Source organism: Streptococcus sp. 20925_1_77 (assembly GCF_041432125.1).
Taxonomy (GTDB): Bacteria; Bacillota; Bacilli; order Lactobacillales; family Streptococcaceae; genus Streptococcus.
Map to the genome: position 1 here is coordinate 30,692 of NZ_JAPVZB010000016.1, position 17,692 is coordinate 48,383.

19 protein-coding genes, 1 tRNA gene and 2 rRNA genes are annotated in these 17,692 nt (G+C 40.9%); 6 read left to right on the forward strand and 16 right to left on the reverse strand.

Annotated features, from left to right (window positions below):
• The first annotated feature begins 13 nt into the window (after positions 1–13).
• The 5 genes from O3626_RS08655 (at position 14) to serS (ending at position 4,708) form a co-directional block, all read left to right on the forward strand.
• Positions 14–1,003 (forward strand): PTS sugar transporter subunit IIB, encoded by a 990-nt coding sequence (locus tag O3626_RS08655; protein WP_031575194.1) that lies wholly within the window; start codon positions 14–16, stop codon positions 1,001–1,003.
• Positions 1,004–1,030: 27 nt separating this feature from the next.
• Positions 1,031–1,834, forward strand: coding sequence for a PTS mannose/fructose/sorbose transporter subunit IIC (locus O3626_RS08660; protein ID WP_048789380.1), 804 nt, complete (start codon positions 1,031–1,033; stop codon positions 1,832–1,834).
• Between the two features lie 18 nt (positions 1,835–1,852).
• Complete coding sequence (locus O3626_RS08665) at positions 1,853–2,764, forward strand: PTS system mannose/fructose/sorbose family transporter subunit IID (RefSeq protein WP_031575187.1); 912 nt, start codon at positions 1,853–1,855, stop codon at positions 2,762–2,764.
• Between the two features lie 80 nt (positions 2,765–2,844).
• A complete protein-coding gene (locus O3626_RS08670) occupies positions 2,845–3,213 on the forward strand; it encodes a DUF956 family protein (protein WP_023920226.1) in 369 nt (122 codons plus the stop codon).
• 217 nt (positions 3,214–3,430) lie between these two features.
• Positions 3,431–4,708 (forward strand): serine--tRNA ligase, encoded by a 1,278-nt coding sequence (gene serS, locus O3626_RS08675; RefSeq protein WP_371496421.1) that lies wholly within the window; start codon positions 3,431–3,433, stop codon positions 4,706–4,708.
• Positions 4,709–4,750: 42 nt separating this feature from the next.
• Here serS and O3626_RS08680 read toward each other — a convergent pair whose 3' ends face one another.
• From O3626_RS08680 to O3626_RS08740, 13 genes are all read right to left on the reverse strand, one after another.
• Entirely contained in the window at positions 4,751–5,521 is a 771-nt protein-coding gene (locus O3626_RS08680) for an acetyl-CoA carboxylase carboxyl transferase subunit alpha (RefSeq protein ID WP_371496423.1), read from the reverse strand.
• On the reverse strand, positions 5,514–6,380 hold the full coding sequence (gene accD / locus O3626_RS08685; protein ID WP_003003810.1) for an acetyl-CoA carboxylase, carboxyltransferase subunit beta: 867 nt from the start codon (positions 6,378–6,380) through the stop codon (positions 5,514–5,516). The genes O3626_RS08680 and accD overlap by 8 nt, the downstream gene beginning before the upstream one ends.
• A 103-nt stretch (positions 6,381–6,483) precedes the next feature.
• Positions 6,484–7,848 carry an acetyl-CoA carboxylase biotin carboxylase subunit gene (locus O3626_RS08690; RefSeq protein WP_371496425.1) on the reverse strand — a complete coding sequence of 455 codons (1,365 nt, stop codon included), beginning with the start codon at positions 7,846–7,848 and terminating at the stop codon, positions 6,484–6,486.
• 13 nt (positions 7,849–7,861) lie between these two features.
• A complete protein-coding gene (gene fabZ, locus O3626_RS08695) occupies positions 7,862–8,287 on the reverse strand; it encodes a 3-hydroxyacyl-ACP dehydratase FabZ (protein WP_049490988.1) in 426 nt (141 codons plus the stop codon).
• Positions 8,284–8,772 (reverse strand): acetyl-CoA carboxylase biotin carboxyl carrier protein, encoded by a 489-nt coding sequence (gene accB, locus O3626_RS08700; RefSeq protein ID WP_049490989.1) that lies wholly within the window; start codon positions 8,770–8,772, stop codon positions 8,284–8,286. The genes fabZ and accB overlap by 4 nt, the downstream gene beginning before the upstream one ends.
• Positions 8,773–8,775: 3 nt before the next feature.
• Complete coding sequence (gene fabF, locus O3626_RS08705; protein WP_049471732.1) at positions 8,776–10,008, reverse strand: beta-ketoacyl-ACP synthase II; 1,233 nt, start codon at positions 10,006–10,008, stop codon at positions 8,776–8,778.
• 59 nt (positions 10,009–10,067) lie between these two features.
• Entirely contained in the window at positions 10,068–10,802 is a 735-nt protein-coding gene (gene fabG / locus O3626_RS08710; RefSeq protein ID WP_371496428.1) for a 3-oxoacyl-[acyl-carrier-protein] reductase, read from the reverse strand.
• 12 nt (positions 10,803–10,814) lie between these two features.
• Complete coding sequence (gene fabD, locus O3626_RS08715; RefSeq protein WP_371496432.1) at positions 10,815–11,735, reverse strand: ACP S-malonyltransferase; 921 nt, start codon at positions 11,733–11,735, stop codon at positions 10,815–10,817.
• A gap of 22 nt (positions 11,736–11,757) precedes the next feature.
• On the reverse strand, positions 11,758–12,723 hold the full coding sequence (fabK, locus tag O3626_RS08720; protein ID WP_269796430.1) for an enoyl-[acyl-carrier-protein] reductase FabK: 966 nt from the start codon (positions 12,721–12,723) through the stop codon (positions 11,758–11,760).
• 114 nt (positions 12,724–12,837) lie between these two features.
• Positions 12,838–13,062, reverse strand: coding sequence for an acyl carrier protein (locus O3626_RS08725; RefSeq protein ID WP_003003892.1), 225 nt, complete (start codon positions 13,060–13,062; stop codon positions 12,838–12,840).
• A 58-nt stretch (positions 13,063–13,120) separates the two neighbouring features.
• On the reverse strand, positions 13,121–14,095 hold the full coding sequence (locus O3626_RS08730) for a beta-ketoacyl-ACP synthase III (RefSeq protein WP_371496434.1): 975 nt from the start codon (positions 14,093–14,095) through the stop codon (positions 13,121–13,123).
• Positions 14,095–14,529, reverse strand: coding sequence for a MarR family winged helix-turn-helix transcriptional regulator (locus O3626_RS08735; RefSeq protein WP_009732277.1), 435 nt, complete (start codon positions 14,527–14,529; stop codon positions 14,095–14,097). Before O3626_RS08735 ends, O3626_RS08730 begins: the two co-directional genes overlap by 1 nt.
• A 96-nt stretch (positions 14,530–14,625) precedes the next feature.
• Complete coding sequence (locus tag O3626_RS08740) at positions 14,626–15,417, reverse strand: enoyl-CoA hydratase (RefSeq protein WP_070659612.1); 792 nt, start codon at positions 15,415–15,417, stop codon at positions 14,626–14,628.
• A 239-nt stretch (positions 15,418–15,656) separates the two neighbouring features.
• Here O3626_RS08740 and O3626_RS08745 point away from each other — a divergent pair, with 239 nt between their 5' ends.
• Positions 15,657–17,012: an aspartate kinase gene (locus O3626_RS08745; protein ID WP_371496437.1), complete on the forward strand. Its 1,356-nt coding sequence runs from the start codon at positions 15,657–15,659 to the stop codon at positions 17,010–17,012.
• A gap of 302 nt (positions 17,013–17,314) precedes the next feature.
• Here O3626_RS08745 and O3626_RS08750 read toward each other — a convergent pair.
• From O3626_RS08750 to O3626_RS08760, 3 genes are all read right to left on the reverse strand, one after another.
• Positions 17,315–17,388 (reverse strand) — tRNA-Asn (locus O3626_RS08750).
• Positions 17,389–17,393: 5 nt separating this feature from the next.
• Positions 17,394–17,509, reverse strand: a 5S ribosomal RNA gene (gene rrf / locus O3626_RS08755).
• A gap of 79 nt (positions 17,510–17,588) precedes the next feature.
• Positions 17,589–17,692 (reverse strand): 23S ribosomal RNA (locus O3626_RS08760); the annotation flags it as partial.

Genomic DNA, 17,692 nt, shown 5'->3' on the forward strand with positions numbered 1-17,692 from the left:
AGGAATGTCAATAATGAGTATTGGTATCATTATTGCTAGCCACGGTGAATTTGCAGCTGGAATCCACCAATCCGGCTCGATGATCTTTGGGGATCAAGAGAAAGTTCAAGTGGTTACGTTCATGCCAAGTGAAGGCCCGGATGATCTCTATGCTAAATTCAATGCAGCTGTTGCCGCATTTGATGCAGAAGATGAAGTCTTGGTTTTGGCTGACCTTTGGAGTGGTTCTCCATTTAACCAGGCGAGTCGCGTCATGGGAGAAAATCCAGATCGTAAATTTGCGATCATCACAGGATTGAACCTTCCAATGTTGATTCAAGCTTATACAGAGCGTTTGATGGATGCAAATGCCGGCGTTGATAAAGTCGCTGCAAACATCATCAAGGAAGCAAAAGACGGTGTCAAAGCCCTTCCAGAAGAATTGAATCCTGTTGAAGAAGCTAGTACAGCCGCTGCTGCTCCTGTAGCCCAAGCTGCTATTCCAGAAGGAACAGTTATCGGAGATGGAAAACTCAAGATTAACCTTGCCCGCTTAGATACACGTCTTCTTCATGGACAAGTCGCAACTGCTTGGACACCTGATTCAAAAGCCGATCGGATCATTGTTGCTTCAGATTCTGTTGCCAAAGATGAACTCCGTAAGGAATTGATCAAACAAGCGGCACCAAATGGTGTGAAAGCAAACGTTGTCCCAATTCAAAAATTGATCGACGTTGCAAAAGATCCACGTTTTGGAAATACCCATGCTTTGATCTTATTTGAAACACCTCAAGATGCTCTTCGCGCCATTGAAGGTGGTGTTCCGATTAAAACCTTGAACGTTGGTTCAATGGCCCACTCAACTGGTAAAACCATGGTGAACAATGTGTTGTCAATGGATAAAGATGACGTGGCTACATTTGAAAAAATGCGTGATCTTGGAGTTGAATTTGACGTCCGTAAAGTACCAAATGACTCTAAGAAAGATTTGTTTGACTTAATTAACAAAGCTAACGTTCAATAATCGATTACTTACGAAAGGATTTTAAACATGTCTATTATTTCTATGGTATTAGTGGTCGTTGTTGCCTTCTTAGCAGGTCTTGAAGGTATCCTTGACCAATTCCAATTCCACCAACCCCTTGTTGCTTGTACCTTAATCGGTTTGGTAACAGGTAATTTGACTGCTGGCATTATGCTTGGTGGTTCACTTCAATTTATTGCACTTGGCTGGGCAAACATTGGTGCCGCAGTTGCACCCGATGCTGCCCTTGCATCTGTCGCTGCTGCCATCATCATGGTACTTGGGGGAGACTTCAGTACAAAAGGAATCGCTGTCGCTCAAGGTGTCGCTATTCCACTTGCAGTTGCTGGTCTTTTCTTGACCATGATCGTCCGTACCCTTTCCGTTGGTTTGGTTCACACTGCCGACGCTGCTGCTAGAAAAGGGGATATCAAAGGTGTAGAACGCGCTCACTTTGTGGCCCTTCTTCTTCAAGGTCTTCGTATCGCCATTCCTGCAGCCCTCTTGTTGATGATTCCTGCTGAAACTGTCAAAACTGCTCTTGAACAAATGCCAAAATGGCTCTCTGATGGAATGCAAATCGGTGGTGGTATGGTTGTAGCCGTTGGTTATGCCATGGTTATCAACATGATGGCGAGCCGTGAAGTATGGCCATTCTTTGCCATCGGTTTTGCTCTTGCAGCTGTTAGCCAATTGACCTTGATCGCCCTTGGAGCAATTGGTGTTGCCCTTGCCTTGATCTACCTTACTCTTTCTAAGAAAGGTGGCAATGGAGGTGGCGGAGCCGCTACTTCTAACGATCCAATTGGCGACATTCTCGAAGACTATTAAGAAAGGTGTGACACTATCATGACTGAAAAATTACAATTATCTAAATCAGATCGTCAAAAAGTTTGGTGGCGTTCAACCTTCTTGCAAGGTTCTTGGAACTATGAACGGATGCAAAACTTGGGTTGGGCATACTCATTGATCCCAGCTATCAAAAAACTCTACACAAAGAAAGAAGACCAAGCGGCTGCTCTTGAGCGTCACATGGAATTCTTTAACACTCACCCATACGTTGCCGCTCCTATCATCGGGGTAACGCTTGCTCTTGAAGAAGAAAGAGCAAACGGTGCCGCTATTGACGATGCTGCCATCCAAGGGGTTAAAATTGGTATGATGGGTCCTTTGGCGGGTATCGGAGATCCAGTCTTCTGGTTCACTGTCCGTCCAATTCTTGGGGCTCTTGGTGCATCACTTGCTGCGTCTGGTAATATCCTTGGTCCACTCATCTTCTTTATCGCATGGAATGCGATTCGTATGGCCTTCTTGTGGTACACGCAAGAACTTGGCTACAAAGCAGGTTCTGAAATTACCAAAGATATGTCTGGTGGGATCTTGCAAGACATCACTAAAGGGGCTTCTATCCTTGGGATGTTCATCCTCGCTGTCTTGGTAGAACGTTGGGTATCTATTAAATTCGTCTTCAATGTTTCTTCTGTCAAATTAGACGACAAAGCTTATATCCATTGGGATAAACTTCCTGAAGGTTTCAAAGGAATTCAAGAAGCCTTCGCTCAAGTTGGTTCAGGCCTATCTCAAACACCTGAAAAAGTTACAACTTTCCAACAAAACTTGGATTCATTGATTCCTGGTTTGATGGGATTGCTTCTTACTTTTGCTTGTATGTGGTTGTTGAAGAAAAAAGTATCTCCAATCACTATCATCATCGCTCTCTTTGTAATCGGTGTATTAGCACACGTTGCTGGCTTGATGTAAGCAAAGATCAACTAAAAAGAAGGTTTCGGCCTTCTTTTTATTATGATATAATGGAGTGAACAGCAATACAGGAGGATCTCATGGCTCAATCATTGAATAAAACCGTTGAATTCCATACTACAGGGGTTTCTTACCTTGGAGTGGGGGGAAAGGTTGGAAAAATCCTAGTCGGGAATGCCGCTTTTGAATTTTATGCGGATGCAAATGTAGAAGACTACATCCAAATTCCCTGGCAAGAAATCGAGCGAATCGGAGCCAATGTATCCGGACGTAAAATTAGCCGCCATTTTGAAATCTATACCAGAGAATCAAAATTTCTCTTTGCTTCAAAAGACTCTGGAAAAATTTTAAAGATTGCTCGGGAACATCTAGGGAATGATAAAATTGTCAAACTTCCTACGTTGATCCAAATCATCACGGCTAAAATTAAAAATCTATTTGCAAAATAGGATCTTTTCTTGTATAATAGACGCAAACGGATAAGTAAGTTAAGAGTCTCTTTCAGAAAGTCTGCGGTTGCTGCGAGCAGATAGGAATCTTAATTGAAATTCTACCGTTTCTTTAAAATACAATATCGAATCAAGTGCACACCTGTGAAGTTGGATGGAACCGTGGCTCTGCCACTCCAACACTCTAACAGGTGTGTTTTTTGTTAAAGGAGAAGCTATGTTAGATATTAAACGAATTCGTACAGACTTTGATACGGTTGCTAAAAAATTGGCAACACGTGGCGTAGATGCAGCTATTTTGAATGAAATGAAAGAAATCGATGCCAAACGTCGAGATATCTTAGTCAAAGTAGAAAATCTCAAAGCAGAGCGTAACACTGTATCTGCTGAAATCGCACAAGCTAAACGCAACAAGGAAAATGCAGATGATAAGATTGCTGCCATGCAAACCCTCTCTACAGAAGTCAAAGCATTGGATACAGAATTGGCTGAAATCGATGCAAAATTAACTGAATTCACTACTACCCTTCCAAACATCCCTGCTGATAGTGTCCCTGTTGGAGCAGATGAGGATGACAATGTTGAGGTTCGTCGTTGGGGAACACCGCGCGAATTTGGCTTTGAACCAAAAGCTCACTGGGATTTAGGTGAAGACCTTGATATCCTTGACTGGGAACGCGGGGCTAAAGTTACTGGTGCTCGTTTCCTCTTCTACAAAGGACTTGGGGCTCGCTTAGAACGCGCTATCTACAACTTCATGTTGGACGAACATGGCAAGGAAGGCTACACTGAAGTCATCCCTCCTTACATGGTCAACCATGATTCTATGTTTGGTACTGGTCAGTATCCAAAATTCAAGGAAGATACTTTTGAACTTAGCGATACCAATTATGTCCTCATTCCAACTGCTGAAGTTCCTTTGACGAACTACTACCGCGATGAAATTCTTGATGGAAAAGACCTTCCAATCTACTTCACCGCTATGAGTCCATCATTCCGTTCAGAAGCTGGTTCAGCTGGTCGTGATACTCGTGGATTGATCCGTTTGCACCAATTCCATAAGGTTGAAATGGTGAAATTTGCTAAACCAGAAGAATCATATGATGAATTGGAAAAAATGGTTGTCAATGCTGAAAATATCCTTCAAAAACTGAACCTTCCATACCGTGTGGTAGCTCTCTCAACGGGAGACATGGGCTTCTCAGCTGCCAAGACTTATGACTTGGAAGTATGGATTCCAGCGCAAAACACCTACCGTGAAATCTCAAGCTGTTCCAATACAGAAGATTTCCAAGCTCGCCGTGCGCAAATCCGCTACCGTGATGAATCAGATGGCAAGGTAAAACTCCTTCACACTTTGAACGGTTCAGGGTTAGCTGTCGGACGTACCGTCGCTGCTATTCTTGAAAACTACCAAAACGAAGACGGTTCTGTGACCATTCCAGAAGTCCTTCGCCCATACATGGGTGGCGCAGAAGTCATCGCACCAAAATAAAGTTTAAAAAAACTGAGTCTTGCAAATTGCAAGCTCAGTTTTTTAATATTTACGAAAACGTTGGTAGCGTTGCTCCAGAAGCTCTTCGAGAGGTAAAGCTTGTAAAACCTTTAACTCTTCCTGTAATTCCTTCTTCACTTGAGCCAGTAGTTCTCCATTTGAAAATCCATGCTCGGGAATCACCTTATCGACAATGTCCATATTTAACAACTCGTGAGAAGTAATCTTCATCAACTCTGCTGCTTCCATGGCACGGCTTCCATCTTTCCAAAGAATAGAGGCAAAACCTTCTGGACTCAAGACTGCATAGATGGAGTTTTCTATCATCCAGACCTTATCTGCTACAGCCAGAGCCAAGGCACCACCAGAGCCACCTTCTCCGATGATAATCGCGATAATTGGAACTTTTAAATCACTCATTTCCATGAGGTTGCGGGCAATAGCTTCACCTTGTCCTCGTTCCTCGGCACCAACACCAGGATAAGCACCCGCTGTATTGATAAAGGTCACAACTGGACGGCCAAACTTCTCCGCTTGCTTCATGAGGCGTAAAGCTTTTCGATAACCTTCTGGATGGGGTTGCCCAAAATTACGTTTTAGGTTATCCTGAAGATTTTTCCCTTTTTGGATCCCGACGACAGTAACGGTTTGATCACCTAAGCGTCCAATCCCACCAATCACTGCACCATCATCACGGAAGTTTCGATCTCCATGTAATTCGATAAAATCATCAAAGATTCCTTGAGCAAAATCAAGCGCAGTCAATCTTCCTTGATCACGTGCCTCTTTTATAATCTGTGTTATTTTACTCATGTTTACCTCCATGAAGGGCCAATAATTGTCCAACTGTTGCTCGGATTTGGCTTCTCTCCACGATCAAGTCAACAAATCCATGTTCTTGTAGAAATTCTGCTTTTTGGAAATCATCTGGCAATTTTTCACGCACAGTTGATTCAATCACGCGCCGACCGGCAAACCCAACCAAGGCTTGACTCTCTGCCATGATAATATCACCTTCCATAGCAAATGAAGCCGTCACCCCACCGGTTGTTGGATCTGTCAATACCGTCAAATAAAATAATTTTTCTTTAGAATGACGTTGAACAGCTGCAGAAATTTTTGCCATTTGCATCAAACTCACGATACCTTCTTGCATCCGAGCGCCACCGGAAGCAGTAAAGAGAACAACTGGCAATTTTTCTTTTGTCGCAAATTCAAATAAACGAGTAATTTTTTCACCTACTACAGAACCCATTGAAGCCATGATAAAGTTGGAATCCATGATCCCAAGAGCAACTTTTTGGCCTTTAATCAAGGCAGTTCCAGTTAGCACAGCTTCATCCAGCCCTGTCATTTCCCGCACTGCTGCCAGTTTCTTCTTATAATTAGGAAAATTCAAAGGGTCTGTCGTTTCGATTCCTGTAAACATTTCCTCAAAGCTAGCTGGATCCACTGTCAGCGCCAAGCGTTCTTTAGCAGAAATACGGAAGGTATAGCCACAATTCGGGCATACCCGTTCACTACCTAAATCTTTTTGGTAAATGGTATGTTTACAACCTGGGCATTGTGAAAATAGTTCATCAGGTACTTCAGGTTTTGGCTGAGGTTCCTTCCAGGCTGACCTATTCGGATTGATCCGAATATATTTATCTTTTTTAGAAAATAATGCCATTACTTACTCCTTATAATATGCTACTGCATCTGTAGCATTACTATAAAAGCCTGCAACTGTGAGGATGATGTTCATACTTCCCTCACAAGTCCAGGCTTTTTCATCATTCCTTATTATAATTTGGAAGGAATTGTTCCATCAAAAATGCAGTATCATAATCACCAGCGATCACATGTGAATCTGAAATCAAATCCAACTGGAAACTGCTATTGGTTGTGACACCATCGATTTCCAACTCATAAAGAGCTCTCTGCATTTTCATCAGTGCATCAAAGCGATTTTCACCATGGACAATGATCTTAGCAATCATACTATCATAATATGGTGGAATCGTATAACCAGGATACACAGCCGAATCCACACGCAATCCAACCCCACCACTTGGAAGATAGAGATTAGTGATCTTACCTGGGCTTGGTGCAAAGTTAAAGGAAGGATTTTCCGCATTGATCCGGCATTCAATCGCATGGCCTTTAAAGACAATATCCTCTTGAGTAACGGATAATTCTTGTCCAGCTGCAATTTTAATCTGTTCCTTAACGATATCAACTCCTGTTACAAATTCTGTAACAGGATGCTCTACTTGCACACGGGTATTCATTTCCATAAAGTAGAATTCACCCTTGCCTTCATCATACAAGAATTCAATCGTTCCAGCATTCTCATATCCAACTGACTCAGCTGCCCGAACAGCAGCAGAACCAATTTGATTACGAAGAGTTTTTCCGATAGCAATTGAAGGGGATTCTTCTAGAACTTTTTGATTGTTCCGTTGAAGAGAGCAATCGCGTTCACCTAAGTGAATGACATGTCCATGCTGATCCGCTAAAATCTGTACTTCAATATGGCGTGCCGGATAAATCACCCGCTCCATATACATGGCACCATTCCCAAAAGCAGCTTGAGCTTCTGAGGAAGCAGATTCAAAAGCAGCAACCAAATCTTCTGGTTTTTCAACCTTCCGAATTCCCTTACCACCGCCTCCTGCAGATGCTTTCAACATCACAGGGTAACCAATACGTTCTGCAATCTCGAGGGCTTCTTCAGCAGTATACACTTCACCATCTGATCCAGGAATAACAGGCACTCCTGCTTTGATCATCTGTTTACGAGCATTAATCTTATCCCCCATCAAATCCATGACTTTAGCAGAAGGACCAATAAATTTAATGCCCACTTCCTCACACATGGTTGCAAATTTTGAGTTTTCACTTAAAAATCCAAAACCAGGGTGGATAGCTTCTGCACCTGTTAAGACAGCTGCAGACAAGACAGCACTCATATTCAAATAAGATTCTGTTGATTTAGCAGGGCCAATACAGACTGCTTCATCCGCTAGTAAGGTATGCAAGGCTTCTTTATCAGCAGTAGAATACACCGCAACCGTCTCGATGCCAAGTTCACGAGCCGCACGAATAATGCGCACTGCAATCTCACCACGATTGGCGATTAAGATCTTACGAAACATAGATAGGCCTTTCTTAATTTCCAATTGCAAAAGTAAGTGTTCCTGAAGCTGCAAGCTTACCGTCTACCTCTGCTTTCGCTTCAACAACAGCAATGGTTCCACGACGTTTGACAAAAGTAGCTGTCATCACCAGTTGATCTCCTGGAACGACTTGTTTTTTAAACTTCACCTTGTCCATCCCTGCATAAAAGACTAATTTCCCTTTATTTTCAGGTTTTGACAACTCTAATACACCTGCTGTTTGTGCCAAAGCTTCCATGATGAGAACACCTGGCATAACAGGATATTGTGGAAAATGTCCATTAAAAAATGGTTCATTAATTGTCACGTTTTTAATGGCAACAATCGTATCTTCGCTTGTTTCTATAACGCGATCCACCAAAAGCATTGGGTAACGATGCGGCAAAGCCTCACGAATAGCATTAATATCAATTGTCATTTGATTCGAACCAATCCTTTTCCAAATTCAACCATTTCTTCATTCGTTACCAAAATTTCAGTGACTACCCCATCTTTTGGTGCTGGGACTTCATTCATCACTTTCATGGCTTCGATAATCAAGAGTGTTTGACCCTTAGTAACTTTGTCTCCTACAGATACAAAGGCTGGTTTATCCGGTGCTGGCGACAAGTAAGCCACCCCAACCAATGGACTTTCAACCACATCACCTTCTGCAGCCTGAGCTGGAGCAGCAACTGGTTCAGCCGCTACAGCTGGAGTTGCTGATGCTTCAACAACAGGGGCTACTACAGGAGTTTGAGGAGCTGCTACCACTTCAACTGCAGGAGCAACCGGTGTAGCCGCAACTGAACTCGTTTGGTTTTTACTCAAATTCAATTCTTCGCCATTATTTTTATATGAGAATTCACGCAAAGTTGACGCATCAAATTGAGCCAACAAATCTTTGATTTCAGAAATATTCATGAATTACCCCTCCCAACGTTTAAAGGCCAGAACAGCATTGTGTCCTCCAAAACCAAAGGTATTTGAGATAGCGTACTGAATATCCGCTTCTTGGCCTTCACCATAAACAACGTTTGCTTCGATATAGTCAGATAATTCTTTAGTACCAGCAGTTTTTGGTACAAAACTGTGACGAATCGCTTCGATGGTAGCAATCGCTTCAACCGCACCAGCAGCACCAAGCAAGTGTCCTGTAAATGATTTAGTCGATGATACAGGAACTTCTTTACCAAGTACAGAAACAATAGCTCCGCTTTCACCTTTCTCATTGGCAGGTGTAGAGGTACCATGGGCATTGACATAGTCAACATCTTCAGGCTTGATACCTGCTTCATTGATCGCTAATTTAATCGCTTTAGCAGCTCCTGAACCGTCTGGAGTTGGTGTTGTCATGTGGTAAGCATCACAGTTTGATCCGTAACCAACAATCTCAGCTAAAATATTAGCACCACGTTTTTGGGCATGTTCCAAACTTTCGATGACAAGAACCCCTGCACCTTCCCCCATCACAAAACCATTACGGTCTTTATCAAATGGAATAGAGGAACGTTCTGGGTCTTCTGTTGTTGAAAGGGCCGTAAGAGCGTTGAAACCACCGATACCAATTCTAGTAATTGAAGCTTCTGAACCACCGGCTAAAACAACATCATGGAACCCAAATTTAATTTCGCGGAAGGCTTCACCGATAGCATCATTGGCAGAGGCACAGGCAGTTGTCACTGATTTACATACCCCTTGTGCGCCAATTTTAAGCGCAATATTCCCAGCACCCATATTTGAAAGAGCTTTAGGGATAAACATTGGTTGGATTCTCTTCATTCCACGTTCATGCATACGGATAATTTGATCTTCCAATTCTTGCAAACCACCGATACCAGATGAGACAATCACACCTACACGATCGCGGTTTTCTTCTTCCATATTCAAGCCTGAATTTTCAATAGCTTCCATCGCAGCATAGATTGCATACAATGAGTAAGTATCCATACGGTTTTGATCTTTTTTCACAAAATATTTATCGAATGGGAAATCTTGAATTTCACCAGCATTAAAGACTGGAATTTCGGAAGCATCAAATTTCGTAATGGGCTTGATTCCAATTTTTCCTTCATGAAGGCTATTCCAGAACTCCTCTGGTGTATTTCCGATTGGTGAGGTTACACCGTAACCTGTAACAACAACACGATTTGTAGACATATATATTCTCCTTTTGTCGGATGGATATTAAAGTAATTAGTTCTAGACCAGATAGCGCCTTATTGCATAGTCATTCCGCCATCAATGGCAATTGTTTGACCAGTTAAATATTCTTGACCTGCCAAGAAAGCCGCAACTTCTGCCACTTCTTCAGCTTGACCAATTCGTTTCATTGGCACTTGCGCTAGCATGGCGTCTTTCATTTTCTCTGGAATAGCGTCTGTCATATCTGATTCAATAAAACCAGGTGCAATGGCATTCACACGAACCCCACGAGCCGCAACTTCACGCGCAACGGATTTTGTAAAACCAATCAATCCAGCTTTTGAAGCTGCATAGTTCGCTTGACCAATATTCCCCATAAGACCCACTACAGAGGACATGTTGATAATGGCACCTTGACGCGCCTTAGACATAGGTTTTAAGACAGCTTGAGTCATATTAAAGGCACCGGTCAGGTTGATTTTCAAGACCTGTTCAAAATCTTCTTCAGTCATTTTCAACATCAACTTGTCGTTTGTGATGCCAGCGTTATTGACCAAAACATCAACACTTCCAAGCTTTTCAATTGCTTCAGCTACCATACGTTGCGCATCTTCGCCATTAGAAATATCCCCAGAAATACCAACAACAGTCACACCATAATCAGCAAACTGTGCAAGCAAATCCTCAGAAATTTCAGAACGTCCATTTAGGACAACATTGGCACCGAGACTCGCAAATTTATGAGCCACAGCCAATCCAATTCCACGTGTTGAACCGGTTACAAAAACATTTTTATTCTTAAGTTCCATCTTTACCTCGTTTTAAGCATTCAGAAGTGCATCTAGACTAGCCTGATCTTCAACGTTATGAGTTGGAAGAGTTTTATCAATTTTCTTCAAGAATCCCGACAAGACTTTTCCAGGTCCGATCTCGATGACCTCATCTACACCAAATTCTTGAATCGTAGCAATTGAATCATAGAAACGAACCGGTTCTTTTACTTGACGGGCCAAAAGTGCTTTCACATCTTCTGACTTCATGATAGTAGCTTCTGTATTCCCAACTAAAGGAAGATCAAAATCATTAAATGATACTTTTTCTAGTTCAGCTGCCAATTTTTGACTAGCAGATTCCAGTAAGGCTGTGTGGAATGGACCTGAGACATTCAAAGGGATCAAGCGTTTGGCACCTGCTTCCTTCAAAAGTTCCACAGCATAGTCCACAGCCGCAACCTCACCACCAATCACAATCTGTGCGGGTGTATTGTAGTTAGCTGGTGTCACTACACCCTTTTCAGATGCTTGTTGACAAATCTCTTCAATCAAACTTGGATCTGTATTCATAACAGCAACCATTTTCCCACTTCCAGCGGGAGCTGCTGTTTCCATAAATTCACCACGTTTCGCAACCAATGCTACTGCATCTTCAAACGAAAGAGCTCCGGCCGCAACCAGGGCAGAATATTCCCCCAAAGAAAGGCCGGCAACAATGTCAGGAGTGATACCATTTTCTGCTAAGAGACGATAAATGGCTACTGACGTTGTCAAAATAGCTGGTTGAGTATAGCGGGTCTGATTCAGTTTTTCTTCGTTAGAATCAATCAATTCACGCAAGTCATAACCTAGAATACGACTAGCCGTATCAAAAGTCTCTTTAATAACGGGATAAGCCGCATACAAATCGCTCGCCATGCCCAATTTCTGAGTCCCTTGACCAGCAAATAAGAACGCACGTTTTGTCACTATCCTAATCCTTTCGACGTTTTTAGACGTTTACATCTGCCCAACGAGCAGCCTCTTTTTTAATCACCTTGGCTGCACCATAATAGATATCTTCTAGAATTTCAGCACAAGTTTCTTCCTTGCTTACAAGTCCAGCAATTTGACCCGCCATTACAGAACCATTGTCAACATCTCCATCAACAACGGCATTGCGAAGGGCTCCTGCTCCTAATTCTTCAATTTCTTCTTGAGTCTTCTTACCTGCCAAGAAATCTTTTTCAGCTTGGTTATAGGCAGAAGCCAATTTATTCTTGATCGCACGAACAGGGTGTCCAACAACTGATGCTGAAACTACAGTATCGATATCTTTTGCTTTCAAGATTTTATTCTTAAAGTTTTGGTGAGCATTAGATTCTTTTGCAACCACGAAACGAGTTCCCACCTGAACAGCTTCGGCACCTAACATAAAGACAGCTGCAGCACCGGCACCATCAGCGACTCCTCCAGCACCAATTACTGGAATAGAAATAGCTTCAACCACTTGGCGAACCAAGGTCATAGTCGTCAATTTACCAATGTGACCTCCAGCTTCCATTCCTTCTGCAATCACTGCATCAGCGCCCAATTTTTCCATCCGTTTTGCAAGTGCGACAGACGGAACCACTGGAATGACAGTGATCCCTGCTTCATGGAAACGATCCATGTATTTCCCTGGATTTCCAGCACCAGTTGTAACAACCTTTACACCTTCTTCAATCACCAGGTCAACAATGTCATCTGCAAATGGGGACAAAAGCATGATATTTACACCAAAAGGTTTATCTGTAATAGACTTCACCTTATCGATGTTAGCCTTTACAACTTCTTTTGGAGCGTTCCCACCACCAATGATTCCAAGACCTCCAGCATTTGATACTGCTCCAGCCAAATCACCATCAGCAACCCATGCCATCCCACCTTGGAAGATTGGATATTTAATATTCAATAGTTCAGTAATTCGTGTTTGCATTATACCTACCTCTTTTTTCGCTTAAGTAATAGTTTGAGTTCGAAATATTGTTTCTTTGAGCCTCAAACTATTACCTAAACAAGAGAGAATATCTTTCGATACTCTCATCTATCATTATTTTGTTTTTTCTTCTACGTAAGCGACAAGATCACCAACTGTAGATAATCCTTCTTCAGTTTCGATTTGAATATCAAAAGCATCTTCGATTTCAGAGATCACTTGGAACAAATCCAATGAATCAGCTTCTAAATCTTCGAATGTAGATTCAAGAGTTACTTCTGATGGTTCTTTACCAAGTTCTTCAACGATAATTTCTTGTACTTTTTCAAATACTGCCATGACAGGCCTCCTTAAAAAATAATATATAAATTTTTAAAATGTGTTTCCACATGTTTAACTAGATTGTAACAAGAAGTGTGCCCCATGTCAAACCTCCACCGAATCCTGTAAGAAGAATTTTTTGACTTCCATCCATCTTGATTCGATGATTCTCGACACACTCCGATAATAGAATGGGGATACTAGCAGCACTAGTGTTCCCATATTCCATCATATTTGCTGGGATCTTCTCTCTAGAGACACCCAGTTTTTTTGACATCTTATCTAACATTCGGTCATTCGCCTGATGTAAAAGAAAATAGTCAATCTCTTCTGCTTCCATAGAAGCGTCTGCTATAATCTTTTGAATGCTTTTCGTGACATCACGAATTGCAAAATCAAAAACTGCCCGTCCATCCATCGTCAGATATCTTCGATCGGTAACTTCCTCTGAATAAGGAGAAGACAGACCCAAATAGCAAGATTCAAGACTAGAACCTCGGCTACCATCCGTAAAGAGATTTTCAGACAAAAACGATTTTTGATCGCTCGCTTCAAGCAAGACACCGCCAGCTCCATCTCCAAAAAGTACTGAAGTAGAGCGATCTGACCAGTCTAATACTTTTGAAAGCGTCTCACTACCGATCACAATCCCTCGCCGGTACATCCCTGAAGAAATGTATTTTTCAGCAGTGGCTAATGCAAATACAAATCCGCTACATGCTGCAGTCAGGTCAAAAGCAAAGGCTCGAGAAGCTCCAATATTAGCTTGTACCCGGGCTGCGGTCGATGGCATTAAGCTGTCTGGAGTAATTGTAGCGACAGCGATAAAATCAATTTCTTCAGCGTCTAAGTTTGCTTTTGCTAATAATCTTTGTGCGACAACTGTTGCAAGATCACTGGTCGTCTCATCTCTTGAAATGTGACGACGAAGAATGCCTGTCCGACTACTGATCCATTCATCACTTGTATCCATAATCTCAGCTAAATCATCATTCGATACGACTTGGTCAGGTACATAATGAGCAACTTGACTAATTTTAGCAAAGACCATTATTTAATTTCCTCCAAGAAGCGATACAGATTTTGCAATCCTTTTTGCATCACTTTCTTCTCTTCGGGGCTCATATCTCCAATAATTTGGTTGACCATCCGTTTATGGAATTGCTGATGAAGTCGATAAAGTAGACGACCATTCTTTGTTAAACTCAAGTGTACAACCCGGCGATCAACTTCAGATCTTCTTCTTTCGATATACCCTTTGCGCTCAAGATTATTCAAACTTGTCGTGACAGTCCCCAAAGTCACCATCAACTCCCGTGAAATATCACTCGGGGTTGCATTCGGTGTCGAACCAATCACGTCGATCGTATGCATTTCTTTAATAGAAACATCTTTAAATCGACTTGCTCTTAGGCTCGTCTCCTCGATAACCAAAACATTATTAAAGATGGATGTTAAATAGTCATTAACTAATTGGTAATTCAAAACTCCACCTCCTAATTTTACTTTGATAGTCAAATTTTATCAAAAATGAAAATAATTTGCAAGCTTTTTTTCACAAAACATGGAAAAGATACAAATTTATTTTCCTTTAAATTGTGGCCGACGTTTTTCAGAGTAGGCAATAACCCCCTCTTTAAAATCTTCTGTAAATGCTAGTTTCTTTTGCAAATTTAATTCAAGATTCGCATATTGGTCCCATTCTTTCAAGAAGGCTTCCCAAACCATTTCTTTCATAGCAGCATAAGAATTTGAAGATCCTCTTCTTAATTTTTTAAGCAATTGATCAACCGTTTTCTCAAGTTTTTCAGATTCACAAACGCGGTAAGCTAGGCCATACTCCAATGCTTTTTCTGCAGTCAAAGCTTCACCTGTCATTACTAAATGAGTAGCCCGAGACATACCAATAGCTTTTCCTAATAAGAATAACCCACCCGCATCTGGTGCTAAACCAACCCCAACAAAGGCTTGGATAAATTTTGTACGATCACTAATTATACAAAAATCAACAGCTACTGCTATGTTGGCCGCCGCTCCTGCGACCGCTCCATCAGCTACCATAATAACCGGCTTAGGTAATTGCTTAATTTTCTTAGAAATAGTATTAACTAATTCAGCAATTAAAACAAGAGACTCGATGTCATCTGCATCGACTGCGCGTTTCATTTCACTCAAATCTCCACCAACTGAAAAGATTTTCCCTTCTGCTGATAGAATAATGAATTTTACTTCCTCATTTTTTTCTGCATCTTCCAAGGCAGCCAAAATTTCCTGACACATTGGAATGTTAAAACCATTAGAAACTTCAGGACGATTTAAAGAAATTGACGCGAGATCGTTTTCGACAGAATACAAAATTGTTTCAAACATCACAGACTCCTTTTATTTAAATATAAAATATTTTGATATCAAAACTTTTTAATTATAACATATCATACCATAAAAAATAAGAATAGTAAAATATATCTATAAGATGTAACAAAATTGTAAAATTTGAATCATGACAATTTATAGCCTCTTAGATCCACCAATTTTATGCCCTATTTATAAATACATTGTATCAATAACTGAACTTTGGTATAATGTACTAATGAAACTATTAAGGAGAAAATATGAAAGTAACTAAATTCGGTGGAAGTTCTCTAGCATCAGCTCCACAATTAAAAAAAGTACTTAATATCATTAAAGATGATCCAGAAAGAAAATTTGTAGTTGTATCAGCTCCTGGTAAGCGAAATGCAGAAGATACAAAAGTAACAGATGCACTGATCCGTTATTATAAAGAATTCACTTCAGATAAAGATGTTACACAAACACAACAGTGGATTATTGAGCGTTATCGTGCCATTACAGAAGAATTGGGTCTAAAAGATTCTATCATTCAAGAAATTGCTGAAGATATCTATGATCTGACAAATTTGCCTAAAAAAGGAAATCCATTTACATACGATGCATTTTTGGCAGCCGGTGAAAATAACAACGCTAAACTCATAGCTGCCTATTTCAATCAAAATGGATTAGAAGCAAAATATATCCATCCAAAAGAAGCAGGAATAACAGTCACTGCGGAACCTTCCAACGCTCGTATTTTACCTTCTAGTTACGATAAAATTGAAGAACTAAAAGATGCAAGTGAAGTAATTGTCATTCCAGGGTTCTTTGGTGTTACCCAAGATGGGGACATTTGTACATTTTCTCGTGGTGGATCGGACATTACAGGATCTATCATTGCAGCTGGCGTAAAAGCAGACTTATACGAAAACTTTACAGACGTAAATGGTATCTTTGCAGCACATCCAGGTATTATTAAACACCCACATTCAATTCCTGAATTAACTTACAAGGAAATGCGTGAATTAGCCTATGCAGGTTTTTCAGTCTTACATGATGAAGCACTCGTTCCAGCATACAGAGGTAAAATTCCATTAGTCATTAAAAATACAAATAATCCAGACCACCCAGGAACCCGAATTGTTTTGGAACATTCAAATGATCATGTGACTGTTGTAGGGATTGCAGGTGATTCAGGATTCGTTAGTATCAACACTACCAAATACCTCATGAACCGCGAAGTCGGTTTTGGTCGAAAATTCCTTCAAATATTAGAAGATCTCAATATTAGTTGGGAACATATGCCAACTGGAATCGATGACTTGTCCATCATTTTGCGTTCACGTGAACTGACTCCGATCAAAGAACAAGAAATTCTGAAACAATTAACACAAAAACTCGAAGTTGACACAGCTGAAATTGAACATGATCTTTCAATCATTATGATTGTTGGTGAAAAAATGAAGAGCCAAGTAGGGGTTACCGCAACTGCAGCTAAGGCACTGTCAGAAAATGAAATTAATATTCAAATGATTTCACAAGGATCTAGTGAGGTTTCTATTATGTTCGTTGTAAGTAAAGATCAAGAAGAAAAAGCCATTAAAGCCCTATATAATGCATTTTTCCCGAATAACTAAAACTATAAAAGCTCCGTTATAAAAACGGAGCTTTTATACTTTTACCAGATTTGTAAAATTAAGCTAGAGAGAAAAATCCATCTATGTTAGGCTCAGATAAACACCACATTTGTCTGAAAGGAACTAACATAAATGACTTATATTCATCTTACCCCAAACGAACTTGTAATGATAGAGGCTTACTATCAAGAAAACATAAAAGTTTCAGATATTGTGACTTCACTTGGCAGATTAAAACAGACAATCTATGTTTTGAAAAAAATAAAAATAAAAAAGACCAGCCCACTGGTCTAATTTCTATACTCCGCCAGTAGGACTCGAACCTACGACATCATGATTAACAGTCATGCGCTACTACCAACTGAGCTATGGCGGAATAAAGCTAAGCGACTACCTTATCTCACAGGGGGCAACCCCCAACTACTTCCGGCGTTCTAGGGCTTAACTGCTGTGTTCGGCATGGGTACAGGTGTATCTCCTAGGCTATCGTCACTTAACTCTGAATGATTAAACATTCAAAATTGAATATCTATATTCTAACAAGTTAACCTTACGTTGTCAATATCTTTTGACTCTTTGGATAAGTCCTCGAGCTATTAGTATTAGTCCGCTCCATTGCTCACACAACTTCCACTCCTAACCTATCTACCTGATCTTCTCTCAGGGCTCTTACTGATATA

What these genes read in the sequence shown, in the direction of transcription:
- O3626_RS08655 (WP_031575194.1), top strand. Translation starts at nt 14, where the DNA reads ATGAGTATTGGTATCATTATTGCTAGCCACGGTGAATTTGCAGCTGGA.
- O3626_RS08660 (WP_048789380.1), top strand. Translation starts at nt 1,031, where the DNA reads ATGTCTATTATTTCTATGGTATTAGTGGTCGTTGTTGCCTTCTTAGCA.
- O3626_RS08665 (WP_031575187.1), top strand. Translation starts at nt 1,853, where the DNA reads ATGACTGAAAAATTACAATTATCTAAATCAGATCGTCAAAAAGTTTGG.
- O3626_RS08670 (WP_023920226.1), top strand. Translation starts at nt 2,845, where the DNA reads ATGGCTCAATCATTGAATAAAACCGTTGAATTCCATACTACAGGGGTT.
- serS (WP_371496421.1), top strand. Translation starts at nt 3,431, where the DNA reads ATGTTAGATATTAAACGAATTCGTACAGACTTTGATACGGTTGCTAAA.
- O3626_RS08680 (WP_371496423.1), bottom strand. Translation starts at nt 5,521, where the DNA reads ATGAGTAAAATAACACAGATTATAAAAGAGGCACGTGATCAAGGAAGA.
- accD (WP_003003810.1), bottom strand. Translation starts at nt 6,380, where the DNA reads ATGGCATTATTTTCTAAAAAAGATAAATATATTCGGATCAATCCGAAT.
- O3626_RS08690 (WP_371496425.1), bottom strand. Translation starts at nt 7,848, where the DNA reads ATGTTTCGTAAGATCTTAATCGCCAATCGTGGTGAGATTGCAGTGCGC.
- fabZ (WP_049490988.1), bottom strand. Translation starts at nt 8,287, where the DNA reads ATGACAATTGATATTAATGCTATTCGTGAGGCTTTGCCGCATCGTTAC.
- accB (WP_049490989.1), bottom strand. Translation starts at nt 8,772, where the DNA reads ATGAATATTTCTGAAATCAAAGATTTGTTGGCTCAATTTGATGCGTCA.
- fabF (WP_049471732.1), bottom strand. Translation starts at nt 10,008, where the DNA reads ATGTCTACAAATCGTGTTGTTGTTACAGGTTACGGTGTAACCTCACCA.
- fabG (WP_371496428.1), bottom strand. Translation starts at nt 10,802, where the DNA reads ATGGAACTTAAGAATAAAAATGTTTTTGTAACCGGTTCAACACGTGGA.
- fabK (WP_269796430.1), bottom strand. Translation starts at nt 12,723, where the DNA reads ATGCAAACACGAATTACTGAACTATTGAATATTAAATATCCAATCTTC.
- O3626_RS08725 (WP_003003892.1), bottom strand. Translation starts at nt 13,062, where the DNA reads ATGGCAGTATTTGAAAAAGTACAAGAAATTATCGTTGAAGAACTTGGT.
- O3626_RS08730 (WP_371496434.1), bottom strand. Translation starts at nt 14,095, where the DNA reads ATGGTCTTTGCTAAAATTAGTCAAGTTGCTCATTATGTACCTGACCAA.
- O3626_RS08745 (WP_371496437.1), top strand. Translation starts at nt 15,657, where the DNA reads ATGAAAGTAACTAAATTCGGTGGAAGTTCTCTAGCATCAGCTCCACAA.